General features: G+C 70.0%; 20 protein-coding genes and 1 pseudogene. 19 read left to right on the top strand and 2 right to left on the bottom strand.

Features of this window, described 5'->3' with window-relative positions; translation table 11 throughout:
* Window positions 1-34: 34 nt before the first annotated feature.
* The 7 genes from ACFP2V_RS12000 (at window position 35) to aroQ (ending at window position 9,540) form a co-directional block, all read left to right on the top strand.
* Complete coding sequence (locus ACFP2V_RS12000; protein WP_381209742.1) at window positions 35-907, top strand: MHYT domain-containing protein; 873 nt, start codon at window positions 35-37, stop codon at window positions 905-907.
* A 40-nt stretch (window positions 908-947) separates the two neighbouring features.
* Entirely contained in the window at window positions 948-3,086 is a 2,139-nt protein-coding gene (gene uvrB / locus ACFP2V_RS12005; protein WP_381209745.1) for an excinuclease ABC subunit UvrB, read from the top strand.
* 160 nt (window positions 3,087-3,246) lie between these two features.
* A complete protein-coding gene (locus tag ACFP2V_RS12010; RefSeq protein WP_109380045.1) occupies window positions 3,247-3,825 on the top strand; it encodes a TerD family protein in 579 nt (192 codons plus the stop codon).
* A 184-nt stretch (window positions 3,826-4,009) separates the two neighbouring features.
* On the top strand, window positions 4,010-6,016 hold the full coding sequence (locus ACFP2V_RS12015; RefSeq protein WP_381209749.1) for a TerD family protein: 2,007 nt from the start codon (window positions 4,010-4,012) through the stop codon (window positions 6,014-6,016).
* A 329-nt stretch (window positions 6,017-6,345) separates the two neighbouring features.
* Entirely contained in the window at window positions 6,346-7,350 is a 1,005-nt protein-coding gene (locus ACFP2V_RS12020; protein WP_381209752.1) for a TerC family protein, read from the top strand.
* 369 nt (window positions 7,351-7,719) lie between these two features.
* Entirely contained in the window at window positions 7,720-8,832 is a 1,113-nt protein-coding gene (locus tag ACFP2V_RS12025; protein WP_381209755.1) for a calcium:cation antiporter, read from the top strand.
* 234 nt (window positions 8,833-9,066) lie between these two features.
* Entirely contained in the window at window positions 9,067-9,540 is a 474-nt protein-coding gene (gene aroQ / locus ACFP2V_RS12030; RefSeq protein ID WP_381209758.1) for a type II 3-dehydroquinate dehydratase, read from the top strand.
* Between the two features lie 364 nt (window positions 9,541-9,904).
* Here the strand turns inward: aroQ and ACFP2V_RS12035 are convergent.
* Window positions 9,905-10,090: pseudogene (locus tag ACFP2V_RS12035) on the bottom strand (MBL fold metallo-hydrolase); the annotation flags it as partial.
* A 32-nt stretch (window positions 10,091-10,122) separates the two neighbouring features.
* On the opposite strand from ACFP2V_RS12035, the gene ACFP2V_RS12040 reads away from it, so the two are divergent.
* Window positions 10,123-11,643, top strand: coding sequence for a recombinase family protein (locus ACFP2V_RS12040; protein WP_381209761.1), 1,521 nt, complete (start codon window positions 10,123-10,125; stop codon window positions 11,641-11,643).
* A 131-nt stretch (window positions 11,644-11,774) separates the two neighbouring features.
* Here ACFP2V_RS12040 and ACFP2V_RS12045 read toward each other — a convergent pair whose 3' ends face one another.
* Entirely contained in the window at window positions 11,775-12,449 is a 675-nt protein-coding gene (locus ACFP2V_RS12045; protein ID WP_381209764.1) for a helix-turn-helix domain-containing protein, read from the bottom strand.
* Between the two features lie 122 nt (window positions 12,450-12,571).
* Here ACFP2V_RS12045 and ACFP2V_RS12050 point away from each other — a divergent pair, with 122 nt between their 5' ends.
* The 11 genes from ACFP2V_RS12050 to ACFP2V_RS12100 all read left to right on the top strand — a co-directional run bounded on the left by ACFP2V_RS12050 (window position 12,572) and on the right by ACFP2V_RS12100 (window position 18,692).
* On the top strand, window positions 12,572-12,799 hold the full coding sequence (locus ACFP2V_RS12050) for a helix-turn-helix transcriptional regulator (RefSeq protein WP_381209767.1): 228 nt from the start codon (window positions 12,572-12,574) through the stop codon (window positions 12,797-12,799).
* Complete coding sequence (locus tag ACFP2V_RS12055; RefSeq protein ID WP_381209770.1) at window positions 12,799-12,996, top strand: hypothetical protein; 198 nt, start codon at window positions 12,799-12,801, stop codon at window positions 12,994-12,996. The genes ACFP2V_RS12050 and ACFP2V_RS12055 overlap by 1 nt, the downstream gene beginning before the upstream one ends.
* A 128-nt stretch (window positions 12,997-13,124) precedes the next feature.
* On the top strand, window positions 13,125-13,775 hold the full coding sequence (locus ACFP2V_RS12060) for a hypothetical protein (RefSeq protein WP_381209773.1): 651 nt from the start codon (window positions 13,125-13,127) through the stop codon (window positions 13,773-13,775).
* A gap of 71 nt (window positions 13,776-13,846) precedes the next feature.
* Entirely contained in the window at window positions 13,847-13,987 is a 141-nt protein-coding gene (locus tag ACFP2V_RS12065) for a hypothetical protein (RefSeq protein ID WP_381209775.1), read from the top strand.
* A 689-nt stretch (window positions 13,988-14,676) separates the two neighbouring features.
* Window positions 14,677-15,507 carry a hypothetical protein gene (locus tag ACFP2V_RS12070; RefSeq protein WP_381209778.1) on the top strand — a complete coding sequence of 277 codons (831 nt, stop codon included), beginning with the start codon at window positions 14,677-14,679 and terminating at the stop codon, window positions 15,505-15,507.
* A gap of 8 nt (window positions 15,508-15,515) precedes the next feature.
* On the top strand, window positions 15,516-16,034 hold the full coding sequence (locus ACFP2V_RS12075; RefSeq protein ID WP_381209781.1) for a hypothetical protein: 519 nt from the start codon (window positions 15,516-15,518) through the stop codon (window positions 16,032-16,034).
* Between the two features lie 488 nt (window positions 16,035-16,522).
* The gene (locus ACFP2V_RS12080) at window positions 16,523-16,894 is read left to right on the top strand and encodes a hypothetical protein (protein ID WP_381209784.1); all 372 of its coding nucleotides are present in this window, start codon (window positions 16,523-16,525) and stop codon (window positions 16,892-16,894) included.
* Window positions 16,881-17,297 carry a helix-turn-helix domain-containing protein gene (locus ACFP2V_RS12085; RefSeq protein ID WP_381209786.1) on the top strand — a complete coding sequence of 139 codons (417 nt, stop codon included), beginning with the start codon at window positions 16,881-16,883 and terminating at the stop codon, window positions 17,295-17,297. Before ACFP2V_RS12080 ends, ACFP2V_RS12085 begins: the two co-directional genes overlap by 14 nt.
* Window positions 17,294-17,995, top strand: a complete 702-nt coding sequence (locus tag ACFP2V_RS12090) for a hypothetical protein (protein ID WP_381209789.1) — start codon at window positions 17,294-17,296, stop codon at window positions 17,993-17,995. Before ACFP2V_RS12085 ends, ACFP2V_RS12090 begins: the two co-directional genes overlap by 4 nt.
* Window positions 17,995-18,435 carry a hypothetical protein gene (locus ACFP2V_RS12095; RefSeq protein ID WP_381209792.1) on the top strand — a complete coding sequence of 147 codons (441 nt, stop codon included), beginning with the start codon at window positions 17,995-17,997 and terminating at the stop codon, window positions 18,433-18,435. Before ACFP2V_RS12090 ends, ACFP2V_RS12095 begins: the two co-directional genes overlap by 1 nt.
* The gene (locus tag ACFP2V_RS12100) at window positions 18,432-18,692 is read left to right on the top strand and encodes a hypothetical protein (RefSeq protein ID WP_381209795.1); all 261 of its coding nucleotides are present in this window, start codon (window positions 18,432-18,434) and stop codon (window positions 18,690-18,692) included. Before ACFP2V_RS12095 ends, ACFP2V_RS12100 begins: the two co-directional genes overlap by 4 nt.
* Window positions 18,693-18,798 lie beyond the last annotated feature (106 nt).

The raw sequence follows: 18,798 nt of genomic DNA on the forward strand, positions 1-18,798 counted from the left end.
TCCGGGACGCAAAGGGCGGGAAGGGCAGCCGCGCATGCAAAGCACGGTCGACGGATTCGGTTACGGTCTGGTCACACCGGTGGTGGCCTTCCTCATGGCCTGCCTCGGTGGCGCACTGGGGCTGAGATGCGCCACCCGGCCGCTCGTCGTGACCGGGTCGTGGCGCCCCGGCTGGCTCGCCCTGGGCTCGGCGGCCATCGGATCCGGCATTTGGACGATGCACTTCATCGCGATGATGGGCTTCACGATCGAAAGCACACCGATCCACTACGACCGCGTGATGACGTTCGCCAGCCTGGCCGTCGCCGTCGTCATGGTGGGTATCGGGATCTTCATCGTCGGCTACCGGGGCGCCACCGGAACGGCCCTGTTCACCGGCGGCACCATCACCGGCCTCGGCATCGCCTCCATGCACTACCTGGGCATGGCCAGCATGAGCCTCGACGGACAGCTGGAGTACAACACCCTCACCGTCGCCGCGTCCGTCGCCATCGCCATGGCCGCCGCGACCGCCGCCCTGTGGGCGGCCGCGCAGGCCAAGGGATTCCTGTGGAGCGTGGGCGCGAGCGTCGTCATGGGTCTCGCGGTCACCGGCATGCACTACACCGGCATGGCCGCCCTGGAGGTCCACGTCCACGGGACGGCCGACCCCACCACGGGAGAATCCGCGGCCGCCCTGCTCGCGCCCATGATGCTCGGCCCGCTCGCCCTCCTGGTCCTGGCCGGCATCGTGGTGATCTTCGACCCGCTGGTGATCACGGGCCGGCCCGGCCCGGTACCCGTCGAGCACAAGCCCGGCATCCCCGCCCACCCCCGGCGCCACTCCTCCCCGACGCACCCGACACGCCCGCGGCTGCGCGCCCGCGGCCCCGTCGAGCACCGCGCCCGCACCCCGCAGAAACGCTGACCGGGATCCGTTGTCAGCGGGGGGTCGTACGGTGGGTGACATGCGGCCCGTTTCCCAGATCGAACGCACGGTGGCGCCCTTCGAGGTCGTCAGCCCCTACCAGCCCAGCGGCGACCAGCCGACGGCCATCGCCGACCTTGCCCGGCGCATCGAAGCCGGCGAGAAGGACGTCGTCCTCCTGGGCGCGACCGGCACCGGCAAGTCCGCCACCACCGCGTGGATGATCGAGAAGCTCCAACGCCCCACCCTGGTCATGGCGCCGAACAAGACGCTGGCCGCCCAACTGGCCAACGAGTTCCGCGAGCTGCTGCCGAACAACGCGGTCGAATACTTCGTCTCGTACTACGACTACTACCAGCCCGAGGCGTACGTCCCGCAGTCGGACACCTACATCGAGAAGGACTCCTCGATCAATGAGGAGGTCGAGCGGCTGCGCCACTCCGCGACCAACTCCCTGCTCACCCGCCGCGACGTCGTCGTGGTCGCCTCCGTCTCCTGCATCTACGGCCTCGGCACCCCGCAGGAGTACGTGGACCGCATGGTGCCGCTGCGCGTCGGCGAGGAATTCGACCGGGACGAGCTGCTGCGCCGCTTCGTGGACATCCAGTACACGCGCAACGACCTGGCCTTCACCCGGGGCACCTTCCGCGTCCGCGGCGACACCATCGAGATCTTCCCGGTCTACGAGGAGCTCGCCGTCCGCATCGAGATGTTCGGCGACGAGATCGAGGCGCTCTCCACGCTCCACCCGGTCACCGGCGAGATCATCAGCGACGACCAGCAGCTGTACGTCTTCCCGGCCTCCCACTACGTCGCCGGCCCCGAACGCATGGAGCGGGCGGTCAACGACATCGAGAAGGAGCTCACCGGGCGCCTCGCCGAACTGGAGAAGCAGGGCAAGCTCCTGGAAGCCCAGCGTTTGCGGATGCGCACCACCTACGACCTCGAGATGCTCCGCCAGATCGGCAGCTGCTCCGGCGTCGAGAACTACTCGATGCACTTCGACGGCCGTCTGCCCGGCTCCCCGCCGAACACCCTGATGGACTACTTCCCGGAGGACTTCCTCCTCGTCATCGACGAGTCGCACGTCACCGTGCCGCAGATCGGCGCCATGTACGAGGGCGACGCCTCCCGCAAGCGCACCCTCGTCGACCACGGCTTCCGGCTCCCCTCCGCCCTGGACAACCGCCCGCTGAAATGGGAGGAGTTCCAGGAGCGCATCGACCAGGCCGTGTATCTGTCGGCCACCCCCGGCCAGTACGAGCTCTCCCGCTCGGACGGCGTCGTCGAGCAGATCATCCGCCCCACCGGCCTGGTCGACCCCGAGGTCGTCGTCAAGCCCACCGAGGGCCAGATCGACGACCTGGTGCACGAGATCCGCTCGCGCGTCGAGAAGGACGAGCGCGTCCTGGTGACCACGCTCACCAAGAAGATGGCCGAGGACCTCACCGACTACTTCCTCGAACTCGGCATCCAGGTGCGCTACCTCCACAGCGACGTCGACACCCTGCGCCGCGTCGAGCTGCTCCGGGAGCTGCGCAGCGGCGAGTACGACGTCCTCGTCGGCATCAACCTGCTGCGTGAGGGACTCGACCTGCCCGAGGTCTCCCTGGTCGCGATCCTCGACGCCGACAAGGAGGGCTTCCTGCGCTCGGGCACCTCCCTGATCCAGACCATCGGCCGCGCCGCGCGCAACGTCTCCGGCCAGGTCCACATGTACGCCGACAAGATCACCCCGGCGATGGCGAAGGCCATCGACGAGACCAACCGCCGCCGGGAGAAGCAGGTCGCCTACAACCGGGCGAAGGGCATCGACCCCCAGCCGCTCCGCAAGAAGATCAACGACATCGTCTCCCAGATCGCCCGCGAGGACGTGGACACCGAGCAACTGCTGGGCTCCGGCTACCGCCAGGGCAAGAAGGACGGCGGCGGGACCAAGGCCCCCGTGCCCGCCCTCGGCACCAAGGCGGCCAAGGGCGCGAAGGGCAGGGCCAAGGGTGCCGAGCCGGTGCCCACCGACCGGCCCGCGGCGGAGCTCGCGGAGCAGATCGAGGAGCTCACCGCGCGGATGCGGGCCGCCGCCGCGGACCTCCAGTTCGAGATCGCGGCCCGGCTGCGCGACGAGGTCTCCGAGATGAAGAAGGAGTTGCGGCAGATGCGGGAGGTGGGTCTGTCCTGACGGCGCCGTGTGCCGGCCCGGTGCCCGCCCGGCACGGGCTGTGTTGCAAGACCGACACAAAGTGCGAACCGGGGTGCGTCACCGTCGGCGCTCCTGCGTAGGGTTCTGGGCATCCGCGGTTTCGCGGCAACAGGGGAAAGTCCGAGAGGGGAATCAGCGCGTGACCGTCAACATGACCAAGGGTCAGGCCATCAGTCTGCAGAAGAACGACGGCGGCAGCCTGACCGCGGTCCGTATGGGTCTCGGCTGGCAGGCAGCCCCCCGCCGCGGCCTGTTCGGCTCGCGTACCCGGGAGATCGACCTGGACGCCTCCGCCGTCCTGTTCGCGGACAAGCAGCCGGTCGACGTCGTCTTCTTCCGCCACCTGGTGAGCGACGACGGCTCCGTACGCCACACCGGTGACAACCTCGTCGGCGGCGTCGGCCAGGGCGGCGACGACGAGGCCATCCTCGTCGACCTGTCCCGTGTCCCGGTCCACATCGACCAGATCGTCTTCACCGTGAACTCCTTCACGGGCCAGACCTTCCAGGAGGTGCAGAACGCGTTCTGCCGTCTCGTCGACGAGACCAACGGGCAGGAGCTCGCCCGCTACACGCTGGCCGGCGGCGGTGCCTACACGGCCCAGCTCATGGCGAAGGTGCACCGCTCGGGCACGGGCTGGACGATGACGGCCCTCGGCAACCCGGCCAACGGCCGCACCTTCCAGGACCTCATGCCGGCGATCCTGCCGGTGCTCTGAGCATCCGCAGCGGCACCCGGTCGAGTACCCGCAGCCCTGAAGCGTCGGCCTGCCCCGTCGGGGCCGGTGAGCGGCGCCCGGACCGTCACATGTGACGGTCCGGGCGCCGCTCACCGGCGGCGCGTCACACACGACAGAACACGAGCGACACACGCGAAGCACGCGACACAGGGGGACGAGGGCGATGACGGCTGAGCTGGTGCGGGGACAGAACCACCCCCTCTCCCAGTCCCGTCTCGAGATCCGGGTCTCGGCCGGCACGCCGGTCGTGACCGTGGCCGCGCTCGGCGACGAGGACGGCAGGATCCACGGGGTGGAGTGGGTGGCCCACCCGGGCGCGCCCACCCGGCCCGGCCTGGAGGTGTCGCGGCAGGCCACGGCCGACCACCGGCTCGCGGTCGACCTGGACGCCCTGGCCGACGCGATCCACCGCGTCAGCGTGCTGCTCGCCCTGCCCGCCCTCGCAGGCGGCCACGGCCCCACCCGCTTCGGCGCCGTCGCCGCGCCCTTCGTCGCGGTCACCGGGCTGGACGGCACCGAAGTGGCCAGCTACACCATCACCGGCCTGGAAGCCGAAACGGCCGTCATCGCCCTGGAGCTCTACCGGCGCCAGGGAGCCTGGAAGGTGCGCGCGGTCGGCCAGGGGTACGCCGGCGGCCTGGCCGAACTTTTCACCGACCAGGCACTGCCCCGGGCACAGCAGCTCGCGGACCACATCGAGGAAGCGGTCACCCGGGGCCTCGCCCGCTCCGTGCAGGCGCCACCTGCCCGCCCCTCCGAAGGCGACCGTTCCCGCCGGACGGCCACCCCGGCCCACCACCCCGACCAGAGCGCCGGCACCGCACCCCAGGATGTCCCCGGCCCCGTGCCGTCCACGTACGGCGGTCAGCCGGCCGGATCGCCGGGCCAGGACGGACCGCATCCGGCGTACCCCGGGGGAGCCGCGGATCCGTCCGCGGCGACGGCCGGCGGCCCGATCGACTACAGCCACCCCCGCCGGCAGAACGCCGCCCCGCCGCCCCCGCCGACCGCGCCCCCGGCCCCGCCGGGACAGCCCGCGCAGCCCGTCGCGGGCGACGCGACCGGCTGGTCCATGGAGGAGCGGCTCTACAACCAGGTCTGGGGCATGTTCGAGGACCTGGCCCGCACCACCGCCGCCTACCGCAGCGCCGTCGACTTCGCCGAGTCCCGCATGGACAAGGAGCTGGAGCAGGTCCTGTCCGACCCGCGCAGCCGGATCGGCGGTCAGGGCGACGCCGCGCGCGAGGCGGCCAGGGCCCGGCAGGCCCAGCTCGTCGACCGGGCGAGGGAGGCCCTCGACCGTGACCTCGCCCAGCTCGTCGCCGAGGCCGAGGTCGTCGAACCCGCCCTGCCCCCGGCGTACGCCCGCTGGGACAACCCCGTCTGGCACGCCTACCGGGTGCCGATGGAGATTCCCATGGCGCTGCGGCTGGGTGACCTCCGGCTGCCCGAGGCCGACCGGATCCGCATCCCCATGCTGCTCCGGCTGCCGCTGGAGCGCGGCCTGTGGATCGACAGCGGCCGCACCGACGCCCTGGACGAGTCGTTCACCGATGCTCCTGACATGCGGCGCCTCGCGATGGAGACGGCGGTGACACACGCGGCACGCCTGCTCGCCGTCTACCCGGCGGGCGAGTTCACCGTGCACGTCGTCGACCCGGCCGGAGCGGGCGCGCAGTCGCTGGTACCGCTGACGCGGAGCGGTGTGCTGGCGGCTCCGCCCGCACAGGGCGCGGCGGGCGTCGCGGATGTCCTGGGCCGGCTCACCCAGCAGGTCGACCTGGTGCAGATGGCGCTGCGCGGCGGAGCCGCCGACGCGCTGCCGCCCGGCTTCGACACCTCCCAGCAGCTGCTGATCGTCAACGACTTCCCGCACGGTTTCGACGACCGTGCCGTGAACCAGTTGCGCTACCTCGCCGACGAGGGCCCGTCCGTCGGCGTCCACCTGATGATGGTCGCCGACCGGGAGGAGTCCGCCGGATACGGTCCGCTGCTCGACCCCCTGTGGCGTTCCCTGCTGCGGCTGACCCCGGTGGCCGACAGTCATCTGGCCGACCCGTGGGTCGGACACGCCTGGACGTACGAGCCCCCACTCGTGCCCCCGGGCAGCCAGGTCCTCCAGCAGGTGCTCACCCGGGTGGCCGAGGCCCGCCGGGCATGGCGCCCCTGACCGGGGACCCGTGACCGAGCGTCCGTAAACGCCGCAACGGCGTCCCATCTCCTGGACCATGTCCTCGAACGACCGCCTCCCACCTGGTGCTTTGGGATTTCTTTTACCTCGCTCTTTACCAAACCTTGGTGATGAAGGTAAAGTTTCGCGCACGGAGGGGAGTACTCCCTGTCTGTGCGGCGACCCCGTCAATACGGATCAGACCTGATCCCGGGGCGTCGGCCCATGGGTCTGTTCTGGTGCTCACAAGCGCTGAAGACCTGGGTGGAAGAGACCTCCGGCAGCGACGACGCTGACATTTTCCGTGAGACGTATCTGCCGGAGGCGCAGTGGAAGTTTCCTCGACCCTTTGGGTCCTCACCATCGTGGGCCTTGTCGCCCTCATCTCGATCGACTTCTTCATCGGCCGCAAGCCGCACGAGGTTTCCATCAAGGAAGCCGGGATCTGGACCATCGTCTGGATCGTCCTGGCCGCGCTCTTCGGGCTCGGCCTGCTGGTCTTCGGCGGGGGACAACCCGCAGGAGAGTTCTTCGCCGGCTACATCACCGAGAAGTCACTGAGCGTCGACAACCTGTTCGTCTTCGTCCTGATCATGGCGAAGTTCGCGGTGCCGTCGCAGTACCAACAGCGGGTGCTCCTCGTCGGTGTGCTCATCGCCCTGGTGCTGCGGACGATCTTCATCGTCGCGGGCGCCGCGATCATCGCCAGCTTCTCGTGGGTCTTCTACATCTTCGGTGCCTTCCTGATCTACACGGCCTGGAAGCTCATCCAGGAGGCCCGCTCCGACGAGGAGGACGAGGAGTTCGAGGAGAACAAGCTCCTCAAGGCCGCCGAGCACAGGTTCGGCGTGGCCGACCGGTACCACGGCACCAAGCTGTGGATCGAGCAGAACGGCAAGCGGGTCATGACCCCGATGCTGGTCGTGATGCTCGCCATCGGCACCACGGACGTGCTCTTCGCGCTCGACTCGATCCCCGCGATCTTCGGTCTGACCCAGGACCCCTACATCGTGTTCACCGCGAACGCGTTCGCCCTCATGGGGCTGCGGCAGCTGTACTTCCTCATCGGCGGTCTGCTGCGGAAGCTGGTCCACCTGTCCTACGGACTGTCGATCATTCTCGGCTTCATCGGTGTGAAGCTGGTGCTGCACGCGCTGCACGAGTCCGGGGTTCATGTTCCGGAGATCAGCATCCCGGTGTCGCTGGGCGTGATCTGCGGCGTCCTCGTCGTCACCACGCTCACCAGCCTCAGGGCTTCCAAGCAGCAGGCCCTGAAGGACCAGGCCGGGACGGGCCGGGGCGAGGGCCCCGACAAGGACAGCATCGACGTCTGACCCGTCCGTCCGGAGACGGACAGGCAAGGCCCGGGAGCGGGCGCGACGCGGAGTCGCGCACCGCTCCCGGCATCTGCCCGTCTCGTGCCGGAGCACACCACAACAACCGGCGGAAGGTATGTCGGTCACGCTCACTGCCGTCCGTCAGGGACCGTCCCTCCAGCCAGCAGAGGAGATCATGCGAGACGACGACAACCTCGGAACGACAAGGGTCATGCAAGGGAGCGGGGCCGCCGGACAGCGGCGGGACCGCTCGCACGCACTGGTATCTGGTGATGGCGTGGATGTGAAAGTGATCAGTATGACAAGTGAGTCCACAGGGCGGCGAGTGACCGAAGGCCAGGGTTCCTTCACGGCTGAGAGCCGCGCATGATCGGTTGGATCAGAACGATCGGCGAGCGATGGACGACCCTCGTGCCCGTGCTCGCGGTGGTTCTCCTGGCTCTGACCTGGGGAAGCGAACTGTCCGGCGCGGTCATCGCCGTGGCGGTCGTGGTGCTGGCGACAGCCGTGCTGGCTGCGGTGCACCATGCGGAGGTGGTGGCCCACCGGGTCGGTGAACCCTTCGGCTCACTGGTCCTCGCGGTCGCCGTCACGATCATCGAGGTCGCGCTGATCGTCACCCTGATGATCGACGGCGGACCCGATACCGCGTCCCTGGCCAGGGACACCGTTTTCGCGGCCGTGATGATCACCTGTAACGGCATCCTCGGCCTGAGTCTGCTGATCGGCTCGCTGCGTCACGGCACGGCCACCTTCAATCCGGAAGGCGCCGGCGCGGCGCTTGCCACGGTGGCCACACTGGCGGGCCTCACCCTGGTGCTGCCGACGTTCACCACCAGCAAGCCGGGCCCGGAATTCTCCGGGGTGCAGCTCACTTTCGCCGCGGTCACCTCGCTGATCCTCTACGGCCTGTTCGTCACGACACAGACCGTCCGGCATCGTGACTACTTCCTGCCCGTGGTCAAGCCCGGCAAGCCCAAGCCGGTCGTGGAGCCGGAGGACGACCACGCGGACGCGCCCTCCACCCGCACCGCCATGATCAGCCTCGGGCTGCTCGGCCTGGCCCTGGTCGGGGTGGTCGGCCTGGCCAAAGGCGTTTCGCCCGCCATCGAGTCCGGTGTCAAGTCGGCCGGCCTCCCCCACGCCGTCGTCGGTGTGATCATCGCGCTGCTGGTCCTGCTTCCCGAGACCATCGCCGCAGTGCGCGCGGCACAGCGCAACCGGGTGCAGACCAGTGTGAATCTCGCGCTCGGCTCGGCGATGGCCAGCATCGGCCTGACCATCCCCACGGTCGCGATAGCCTCCCTCTGGCTCTCCGGCCCGCTCGTCCTGGGCCTTGGCAACACCCATATGGTGCTGCTCACCCTGACGGTGGTGGTCGGCGCCCTGACCGTTCGCCCCGGCCGGGCCACACCACTCCAGGGCGGGGTGCACCTGGTGATCCTCGCGGCCTATCTCGAACTGGCGATCAATCCGTAGTGCCGACTCCGAAACCGCCTCCGGGCGGGGGCGTGTCAGGCGCGGACCCACGCGCCGGCGCACCACCACCCGGAGGCGGTTCCGTTGGCATATCGGGCCCGGGGAAGCCGCCCGCCGGACCGTGATAGACCGGTCCGAGCGGCGTCCCGGTGACGGCTGCCGCAAACCCGCTTCATTCTCTTTGTGACGTCTTTCCGACTCTTCCCGACCTTTTCCGAACGGACCGGAGGAACTGTGCACCGCAGCCTGGCCGATGCCCCGATCATGATTCTCAACGGCCCCAATCTGAACCTGCTCGGACAGCGGCAACCGGAGATCTACGGCTCCGAGACGCTCGCCGACGTGGAGGAACTGTGCGCCGAGGCGGCAGGCGCACACGGAGGCACGGTGGACCTGCGACAGTCCAATCACGAGGGCGAGCTGGTGGACCGGATCCACGAGGCGAGGCTGAACCACTGCGGCATCGTGATCAACCCCGGTGCCTACTCGCACACCTCCGTCGCCATCCTGGACGCCCTCAACACCTGCGACGGCCTGCCCGTGGTGGAGGTCCACATCTCCAACATCCACCGGCGGGAGTCCTTCCGGCACCACTCCTACGTCTCGCTGCGGGCCGACGGGGTCATCGCGGGATGCGGGGTGCAGGGGTACGTGTTCGCGGTGGAGCGGATCGCGGCGCTGGCCGGCACCGGACGGGCACGGGCGTAGGGCCTGTCCGGCGGCTCGAGTCGGAGGCAAGGGGCGGTATCCGCCCGGCTGGGGCGAGTGGGGGCTGATGCGTGCCGCCGCACGGCGGAGGAGGGCGTCGACGCCAGGGGGTGCCCCCTGCTCATGGGGGTCCCCCGCTCGAGCGAAGTCGGGAGTGGGGGAGAAGCCGAGAGTGGGGGAGAGAAGCCGAGAGCTCGGGGGAGTCGGCAACCGACGACAACGCCGCTGGGGGGTGGGCGTGTCGGCCCCCGCGCCTTCGGCGTGATCCGCCGGACAGGCCCTGAGGGGCGGCGCCCCCTGAAACCCGCTCTGGAGGACGGGGCTCACCCGGGCCGGCGCCTGTGCCGGGACACCCGGCCGCCGCTCACCAGCCCCGCGCGCGCCACCGGGGAAGCTGCGGGCGCTCCGCGCCCAGCGTGGTGTCGTCGCCGTGCCCGGGGTAGACCCAGGTCTCGTCGGGGAGCACGTCGAAGATCTTCGTCTCGACGTCGTGGATCAGGGAGGCGAACGCCTCCGGGTCCTTGTGGGTGTTGCCCACACCGCCCGGAAATCCCGGGGGCGCTGGGTGGGTAACACTTAGCCATGACTGCACTCGTCGCCCAGCTGCGCATCCTCATCTTCCTCTACGCCCGCATCTCCGAAGACCCGCGGGAACAGCGTCGCGGTGTCGGCCGGCAGATGAAAGACCTGCGACGGTGGGCCGCCGACGATCTGGGGGGCGAGATCGCCGGGGAATGGACCGAGAACGACGTCAGCGCCCACACCGGCGAGGAACGCCCCGAGTATGACGCGATGATGGCCGCGGCCCTCGCTGCGGCCCGGCAGCCCGGCGTGCGGGTCATCATCGGCGCCTACCACCCGTCCCGCTTGTGGAGGCGCCGCGTTGAGCGGGCCCAGGCCATCGAGGACCTGCGGGCGGTCAAGGCGTTCGTCGCCTTCGAGAGCGGCGGCTACTTCAACATGGCGAAGGCGTCCGACCGCTCGCAGCTCGCGAACCTGGGGGAGTCCGACACCGCCGAGTCCGAGGTGAAGTCGGAGCGCGTCGCGCGGGCCGCCCTCGAGCGGGCCGAGGAAGGTCGCGCCAACGGGCCCGTCGCCTACGGCTGGCGCCGCGTGTACGAGCACGACGACGCCGGCCGCGTCATCGGCTTCCGCGACGTCGAACACCTCGAGCAGGCCGCCGTCGTCCGCGAGATCGTCAAGCGGCTGCTCTCCGGTGACTCCGTCATCGCCGTCACGCTCGACCTCAACGAGCGCGGCATCCCCGCCCCGGGTGCCGGCCAGAAACGCAAGCGGCGGGCCCTGGGGCAGACCGAGGACGGGCAACGCTGGTCAAAGTCCAGCGTCAAGAAGATCGCGGCGCGGAAGGTGAACGTTGCGATCCGCTCCTACAAGGGCGCCGACTACCCGGCGGCCTGGCCCGCGCTCATCAGCGAGGAGCAGCACGCCCGGATCACCGACCTGTTCGCCGAGCGGGCAGGCGGTAGCGAGCGCCCCGGGCAGCGGATGCACCTGCTGTCGTGGGGGGAGGTCTGCACCTGCGGCCCGTGCGGCGGCCCGATCAGCGTCGCGATGCGCGGCAACTCGAAGCGCGGCATCAAACGGCCGACCTACGTGTGCGCGGAGAAGGGGTGCGTGGGGCGGAACGAGGAAGCCCTCGACCGGCACATCGAGTCGATCGCCGTCGAGATCCTCGCCGACCCGGAAGCCGCGGACATCTTCAAGGGCGACACGTCCGGCGCCCTGGCCGCGATCGAGCGAGCCGAGGCGCTGCGGCTGCGGCAGAGCGAGGCCGCCGACGACTACGCGGACGGCGCCATCACCCGGGAGATGATGCGCCGCATCACGCAGAAGCTCAGCCGGCAGATCGAGGAGGCGCGGGCGGAGGCGCGGCGGCTGCAGCCGATCGACCTGACCGCCCTCGACGGGCTGATGGGGGAACAGGCGCGGGAGAAGTGGCCGGCGCTCACCGTGCAGCAGAAGCGGCGCGCCCTCGAGGCCCTGAAGTTCCGGGCCAGGATCCACCCGTCGTCCCGCCGCGGGCCCGGCTTCGACCACACCACGGTCGAGCTCGGATGGCACGGCCGCGAACTCCCTTCCTAGCCACGCATCCTGACTACAGAGAAGAAATGTTCTCAGGAGTCAGAGTGATCCCCTAGGAGGTCAGTCCCCGAGACACGAAAGAGCCCCGCCGGGTCGACTTCGGCGGGGCTCTCGGGTGATCGACTGCCGGTCTACTGATCCGGCTGACTGAGGCGATCGAGGTCATCGGCCGTGATCTCGATCTGCTCGAGCTCGGCGTCCAGCTTCCGCAGCCGCAGGCGCGCGGCCCGGAGTGCACGCCGCACGGACGGTGACTCTCCGCCCACGGACACTCCGGCCACCTGTACGAGACGGGACACCATCTCCGCCAAGTCCTGCGCCTCCCGGTTGGCGGGATGCTCGGCCGCGCGGCGGCGCTCCGTCGGCAGGGCGAGTGCCCGGAACTCCTCTTCGGTCTTGTAGTAGTCACGGCCCCGCTGCTGCACAGTCTCCGCAGACTCATCTTCCACGGCTGCGGGCATGTCCTCGGCCGGCGCCAGCCCTTGCCCCCACAGCCACGCCGTGCGGGACTGCACCCGCTTCCGATCCGCCAGCCATACGGACTCGTCATCCCACGCATCGGGCAGAAGCAGCGTGAGCGGAGAGACGTTCAATGCCACAGCGAGGGCGACGAGGTCATCCGCGTCGACACGGCGGGCACCGGCTTCGATACGGGAGACGCCCAGCGGCGGGACCGCCCTACCCATCTCTGTCACCCGGTCAGACAGATCCTTTTTGGTGAGGCCGCGCGCCTCCCGCAGCCGGGCCGTGTTGCGCCGGACCTGCTCACCGACAGGCCCCAGAGGGTTCTTCTTCTCGTCTGCCACGCGCCCACCTTCGCATCGAAATGATGCGTGCACAACTCAGAGTTGATACGCGGGCAAGTCGGGGATACTCTCGATTCGTCGACGCATCAAAGTGATGCGTCCGACAATCAAAGGAGATGGTCATGCCCGGACGGCTGATGGCCGACCCGCCTGGAGAGAAGCAGCTCAGGCCGCAGGAAGCGGCAGAGATGATCAACGTTTCCCCCAAGACGCTCGCCAACTGGCGGGCTAGCAGCATGGGCCCGCGGTACACGAAGCTGTCGCCGGGCCGCGGCGGCAGGGTGCGGTACCCGCTCAGCGCGGTGCTCGACTGGCTCGCAGAGCGGCACGAAGTCACCGAGGTCGCCTGATGACCAGCGACGAGCGGCCCTACATGTACGTCGAGGACGGCACCCTTTGGGTTCGCCCGATGCCGGACGAGTCGGCCGCCGACTTCATCAAGCGCGCCGTCCGCGCCCGCGGTCCGCTGACCGACAGCGAGAAGGTCCAGCTCCGCGACATCTTCGCGCCGACCCTCGACCAGCCCGCAGCCGACGACGCCGCATGAGAACGGCCCCCACCAGGCCGCCGGTGTTTCAGCACCAGCGCGGCAGGGGCCCCAGCCCAGACACGCCGAAGCCCCGGGCTCATCGCTCGCCAGCGACCCAGGGCTTCAACGAAAGGACTCACCTCATCATGGCAGACGATGCCGCCGGGCACGACGCCCCTCCTCCCTCCCTCAAGTCGAAGTCGCAGATGCTCCGCGATGCACTTCGCGAAGCGATCGCGGCCGGCGAGACGACCGAGGCCGAACAGCGCCCGGTCTTCGCCTTCCTCGACCTCGCCGACCGTTACGGCGCCACCCCCGCCGACCCCGGCTACATGACCAACTTCCTCGGGCTCGGCGAGGTACAGCTCATGTGGGGCGGCGACCACGCGACCCACCACGAAGCCTTCATGGCCCACAACGTGCAGCGGACGACCGGCCTCACACTCGCCGAGTGGGAACAGATCCGCGACGCCGAACTCCGCCACGCCGAACGATCCGGCCGACTCCCGCGCGTCGCGTCCTTCCGCGCCTCTACCAGTAGTGGCGAAGAGGTCGACATCTGGGTGTGCAACTGGGAGGTCGCCCTGCGGATGGCCCTCGCAGGCCCGTGGGGCGCCGAGATCCGGCGGAACGTGAGCCCCGCGCTGCGGCTGGCCTCGCGCTCCGTTGGGATCACTTCCCGCACCCGGCTCTACGGCATCGAGCTCGACATGACCGAGCCGGTCCCGTCCTCGGAAGTAGCGCGGCACCAGGTCCACCTGGGGCCGATCCCCGATCACCTGCGGGACTTCCACTAACCAGCAACCTGCCCAACGTCCGCGCGGGACGCCTGCCCCCGCCCCGTCTCGCATCTCGCGAAGGACCGCACGTGACCACACGTCCTGTACAAGCCGCCCCTGGCTGGCCGCCCGTCGCCATACCCGGACGGCCCGGCTGGTGGCGCCACTACATCAACGGCCGGCAGGTTGACCTGCCCAGCCGCAACCCGCAGGCCGGGGGTGGCCAGTGAGCGACGAGAAGGACCCCGTTCGCGTGGGTCGGTTCGAGTGGGAGCGGCTGATGCTGATGAGCGTCCCGCCCCCGACGAACTTCAAGCTGCTGCCGATCGGCGTGTTCATGAGCGCCGACGGCGGCAGGGTCCGGCCCGGGAACGCCGGCCTGGCCATGTTCGGTCCGCACGAGAAGACGTGGGCGAAGCTGCTGCGCTGGGCCGTCGCCGAAGGCTGGCTGATCCAGGTGGCCCGCGGCGGGGCCCGCCGGGGCCCCAACGGGACCACCATCGTGCGCGCGTCCGTGTACGCCGCTTCGGTGCCTCAGCCGGTCTGGGAGCGCCGCATGGAGATCCTCGGAGCGCCTCCGTTCCGGGCTGCCGGGGTTGAAGGGAGCGCCTCGGATCCTTTGAAGGGAGCGCCTGGAGACTCCCCAGAGGACTTGAAGGGAGCGCCTGACGGCTCCCCGGTCGACCCCGACTCTTTGAAGGGAGCGCCTGAGACTCCCTTCAACGCTCCGGACCCTTCCTTGAAGGGAGCGCCTGACGGCTCCCTTCCCGATCCTTTGAAGGGAGCGTCCGGAGTTTTTGAAGGGAGCGATCCGAGTTTTGAAGGGAGCGTTTCCGGTTTTGAAGGGAGCGCCCAGGCGCTCCCCCATCACGTAGTTCCATCACGTAGTAATTCATCAAGCACCTCCTCCACCACCCCCGTGGCTGAGGACTCCTCGAGCCGAGCCGACATCGACACGACCGAGGAGGGAGGAGGCGGCGGCGGGGATTCTTCTTCAGAAGACAAAGACCAGAACCGCACCCGGGCCGAGGCGTTCGTCAGCCGACTCGACTCTCGGGGCAAGGTGCTCGACAAGCGGCAGCAGCAGCAGCTGTGCGCGCTCGTTGCTGCCGCCTTCACCGCCGGCTGGTCGGAGCGCGGGCTCCGCCGGTATCTCGACATCTCCGACGACCCCAACGTCCGCTCTGCTGCTGCTCTGTACCTGCACCGGCTCAACCCCGACCGGCTGCCCGACTCCGGCCAGGCCGAGGCGGTCGCCGCGGGACTGCCGCCGATCGGCCCCGACTGCTTCCACGACCCCCGGGCGGTCGCAGACGTCAGCCTGCGCACCGCACCGCTCGGCGGGCCGTGCCCCGACTGCCACCCCGACGCCGTGCAGCAGAGCGGCAAGCCCGGCTTGCCGCCCGTGTGCGACACCTGCGTCAGGGCCAACCCTGCCGCCCAGTACAACGTGCGGTTCCGCACCGACCCCATGAGCTTCACCAAAGAGCCCTGCCCCCGCTGCCACCCCGACAAGGTCGGCGAGGACGTCCTGCCCGGCGACCGACGCGTCAAGGGCTGGATGGACCTCGCCCGACAACTGGCAGCCGAGGAAGCGGTCACCACCGCATCCCCGCCGATGGTGGCCCGCAACGGCCACCGCAACTACGAGCTCCCCCAAGACCGGAGCGTCTACCAGAACGGCTTTGGCGGCGGCTACCAGCCGTACCGCGACCCCACCGACGAGTCCGTCTACGACAAGGACCTGTAGGAGCAGCAGTGACCAACCACGCCGGTTCGCAGATCGACCAGCACCAGACGCCCGGTGTCCGACGGACACTCGCCTTCGCCCTGGCCGCCCTCGGCATGGACGCCGTCCAGCGCAGCACCCTCCGAGCACTCTTGCCCGCGGGTGAGACGAAGCAGCGCGGCCCCGTGGCCTGCCAGCGCCGGACCCGCGGGGAGCAGATCAGCACCAGGAAGAACAAGACGTCCAAGGCGTTCGGTCAGACCCTGCAGGACTTCGAGCGCCTGGGCTGGGTGGAACGCACACCCGAACTCGTCCTCGTGCGCGACCGGCCGGCCCTGCTGAAGCACGCCCTCCGCGACCAGCCGGCCGCGCCGCGCGAACTGCTCGACCTGCAGGGCGCCCTGACCGCCATCAAGTCCGACATCCGCCACAGTGACGCCCTGCTCGAGCAGCGACGTCGGGAGCTCAGGGCCGTCACCTCCCTGATGCAGGCACCTGCGGCCGGCGGTAGCTCGGTCCGCATCATCCACAAGCCCCAACTGATCTGACCCGCACGACACCGGCCGGGCCCGCGGGACTCGGGCCCGGCCTACATCCCCAGTCTCCCTCAGCCCCCGCCCGGAACGTGGAGAGACCATGAGCAGCGCAAGCAGCGCCGAGCTCATCGCCGCGGCCCTCGCGTCCGTCGAGGACCGCGTACAAGCCCAGATAGAAGCCGCCCGAGCCCGCCGCGACCGCGAACAGCGGCAGCGTCAAGAACTCGCCGCAGCCAGGCAGCGCGGCCTCGCACGACGGCACGCCGCACGGCTCCGGCACCAGGCCAGCCGTGGGGATACGCCCACGGCTGACGGCCCAGTTGTTGCCCAGACGGCAACGTCTCAACCCAACTGTGGGGATACGCCCACGGTTGCCAGGCCCTCGAGGGACCTCACGAACGACACCCCGACACCCGGCTGGCCCGTGAAGGGTGCAGGCCGGGGGACCGGTACCGGCCCAACACGCGCGCAGGCGCCTGCGCATGCACGAGGAGATTCTGATGTCTGAAACCCAGGACAACGCGCAGCAGCCGGGCCGGCGGCCGGCGCCCTTCGAGGGCAGGGACGAACTCGACCGGGCATGGGCGCAGTACCGGAAGGCGCTGCGCGGTCTGCTGCGGGAGGGCCACCGCAGTGATGCGGAGACGCTGGCCCGGGTGCCGGTGATCGCGGCGGAAGCGACGGAGGTTCTGCTTCGGTTGGCGTCGGATGCGAATGCAGCGGCGGCCGGGTCGGAGCGGAACCGTAAGGCGCGGGCCAGGCAGGAGGCGGCGTTGCGGCGGCCGTTGCGGAAGCTGGTTCGGCAGGGTTCGCCGGCTGCGGCACGCATGCTGCGGCAGCTGGACGGAGGGGGTTCTGATGGTGCGGCGTGATCTGCCCCCGGGTGCGGCTCGGCTGCTGCGGGCGGACGGCTCGGTCGTCATACCGGCGTCGGTTGCGGGCGATGTACTCAGGCGTCTGGCGCGGGACTTGACGGCGGAAATCCAGGCGAACGGTGGCACGCCTTCCCCTGCTGTCTACGCCACGTTCTGGGCGCTGTACGGGGCGGCCCGCGCCGACGACGAGAAAGGGTGCGAGCTAGTCCGCACCCCTGGCGGTTTCCCCGGCGAAACCGGTGTTGCGGGATCGGCCAGTGTGGAGGTCAGCGCAGGTGATTGGGCTGAGCGGCACGGCTGTTCCGTCCAGTACGCGCGTCGGCTTGCGAAGGCGGGCCGGGTGCCGGCCCGCCGGGTCGGCCGTGAATGGCTGATCACTGAGGCGGAGGCGGCGGCATGAGTGAGGGACTGATCGAGGCGCAGGCCGGGCTGGACGATGCGAAGCGGCAGCGACGGGAGGCCGTGTCGTTGGTCGAGGCGCTCGAAGAGCGTGTGCGTGAGGGCAATGAGGAAGTCGCGGCGTTGGAGCTGGGGCAGCAGCACGGCCTGCTCCGCCTCGCCTCGCTCCAGCAGGAGCGCGCGGAGAAGCAGCTGAGGGCCGCGGAGGCGCAGGCCCTCGAGGACGAGCGCCGCCGTGCCCTCGACGCGGCGCGCGCCGACCTGGCGGCCGGCTCGGTGGCGGTGATCGCGCAGAAGTACGGGGCGGCTCTGGTCGCGCTCGATGACCTTGCCGCGGTGTGTGACGCCCGTGAGGCCGCCATCGTGCGGCATCGGGAGGTGTTCGAGCGGCTCGGCATGAAGGGCAACGTCCTGGCTGGGCCGCCGCAGGTGGTTGTTCAGGTGGACGGTGAGCGGTTCGTGGCGGGCGACTGTCAGGCCGAGTCGATGGTGACCCGGGTGGTGGGTCGGCTCTCGCGGGTGCGTGCCTTCCGTCAGTTGTCCAGGCTGTCCAGCAACTTCATGGGCTATCACGAGGTCGAGTTGGTCCTGACTGGGCTGCCGCGGGCGGAGGCCCGGAGTGTGGAGGAGACGACGGGGTTGGCACAGCCCCTGGTGGTGGCGGCGCGCGCCGCGGTGGAGAGCGGGGAGGCGGCCTGATGCCGGAGCAGATCAACGCGCAGCAGTTGGCCGGCATGTCGCCGTCGGAGATCGACAGGGCGCAGCGCGCCGGGCAGTTGAGCGACTACATGAACGCGCCGACGTCGCACGCACGGCCGTACACGGTGCCGACGGATCCGGCGACCGGCAGGCCGGTCGTGCAGCTGTCCGCGGCCGAGGTTGCGGCCCTGCCGGCTGAGGGCAAGGTGGCGGCGCTCAACGCGGGCCAGCTGGTGGCGCACCTGGCGGGCGACGACGATCCGGTGAAGCCGGAGCCGGAGGCGCCGGCGCGGGCGAACTTCCAGTTCGGCGACGAGCACGTCGCCCTGATGTCCTCGGAGGATCTGGCGCAGTTCCGGGCGGAGGGCAAGCTGGTCGACTACGACGCCGCGCACCCCGAGGGCTCGAGCGGCCAGCCGGCGGGCGGGGCGGAGCTGTGAGCGGCCCGGACGTCGGGGAGGTTCAGCGCCTGGTGTTGGCGCTCGGTCTGGCGGCGGCCCGTGACGACTCGCAGGCGATGGCGGATGTGCTGGCCGGTGTGGACCCGGAGACGGCCGGCTCGGTCGTGATCGGGCTGGCTCACGGCTGGGTGGGCGCTCTCGATGCGGTGATGGAGGGTGAGGGCTCGCCGGATCCGCGGGCGGCAACGCTGACGCTCCTGCAGGCCCAGGCCCTCGAGACGGCCGCCACCACCTAGCCCCCACGGGATACGAAAAGGGCCCGCCTGTCCACCAGGCGGGCCCTTTTCGCGTCTTGGGGGGTGACCTCCTAGGGAATCACTCTGGCTCCTGATAATCTTTATT

The sequence above is a fragment of the Streptomyces incanus genome (assembly GCF_042656345.1).
GTDB classification, from domain to species: Bacteria; Actinomycetota; Actinomycetes; order Streptomycetales; family Streptomycetaceae; genus Streptomyces; species Streptomyces incanus.

Excerpts from the sequence above, each read along its gene's own strand:
- ACFP2V_RS12040 (WP_381209761.1), top strand. The coding sequence starts at position 10,123 with ATGACTGCACTCGTCGCCCAGCTGCGCATCCTCATCTTCCTCTACGCC.
- uvrB (WP_381209745.1), top strand. The coding sequence starts at position 948 with ATGCGGCCCGTTTCCCAGATCGAACGCACGGTGGCGCCCTTCGAGGTC.
- ACFP2V_RS12000 (WP_381209742.1), top strand. The coding sequence starts at position 35 with ATGCAAAGCACGGTCGACGGATTCGGTTACGGTCTGGTCACACCGGTG.
- ACFP2V_RS12095 (WP_381209792.1), top strand. The coding sequence starts at position 17,995 with ATGCCGGAGCAGATCAACGCGCAGCAGTTGGCCGGCATGTCGCCGTCG.
- ACFP2V_RS12080 (WP_381209784.1), top strand. The coding sequence starts at position 16,523 with ATGTCTGAAACCCAGGACAACGCGCAGCAGCCGGGCCGGCGGCCGGCG.
- ACFP2V_RS12085 (WP_381209786.1), top strand. The coding sequence starts at position 16,881 with ATGGTGCGGCGTGATCTGCCCCCGGGTGCGGCTCGGCTGCTGCGGGCG.
- ACFP2V_RS12090 (WP_381209789.1), top strand. The coding sequence starts at position 17,294 with ATGAGTGAGGGACTGATCGAGGCGCAGGCCGGGCTGGACGATGCGAAG.
- ACFP2V_RS12015 (WP_381209749.1), top strand. The coding sequence starts at position 4,010 with ATGACGGCTGAGCTGGTGCGGGGACAGAACCACCCCCTCTCCCAGTCC.
- ACFP2V_RS12050 (WP_381209767.1), top strand. The coding sequence starts at position 12,572 with ATGCCCGGACGGCTGATGGCCGACCCGCCTGGAGAGAAGCAGCTCAGG.
- ACFP2V_RS12055 (WP_381209770.1), top strand. The coding sequence starts at position 12,799 with ATGACCAGCGACGAGCGGCCCTACATGTACGTCGAGGACGGCACCCTT.
- ACFP2V_RS12060 (WP_381209773.1), top strand. The coding sequence starts at position 13,125 with ATGGCAGACGATGCCGCCGGGCACGACGCCCCTCCTCCCTCCCTCAAG.
- ACFP2V_RS12025 (WP_381209755.1), top strand. The coding sequence starts at position 7,720 with ATGATCGGTTGGATCAGAACGATCGGCGAGCGATGGACGACCCTCGTG.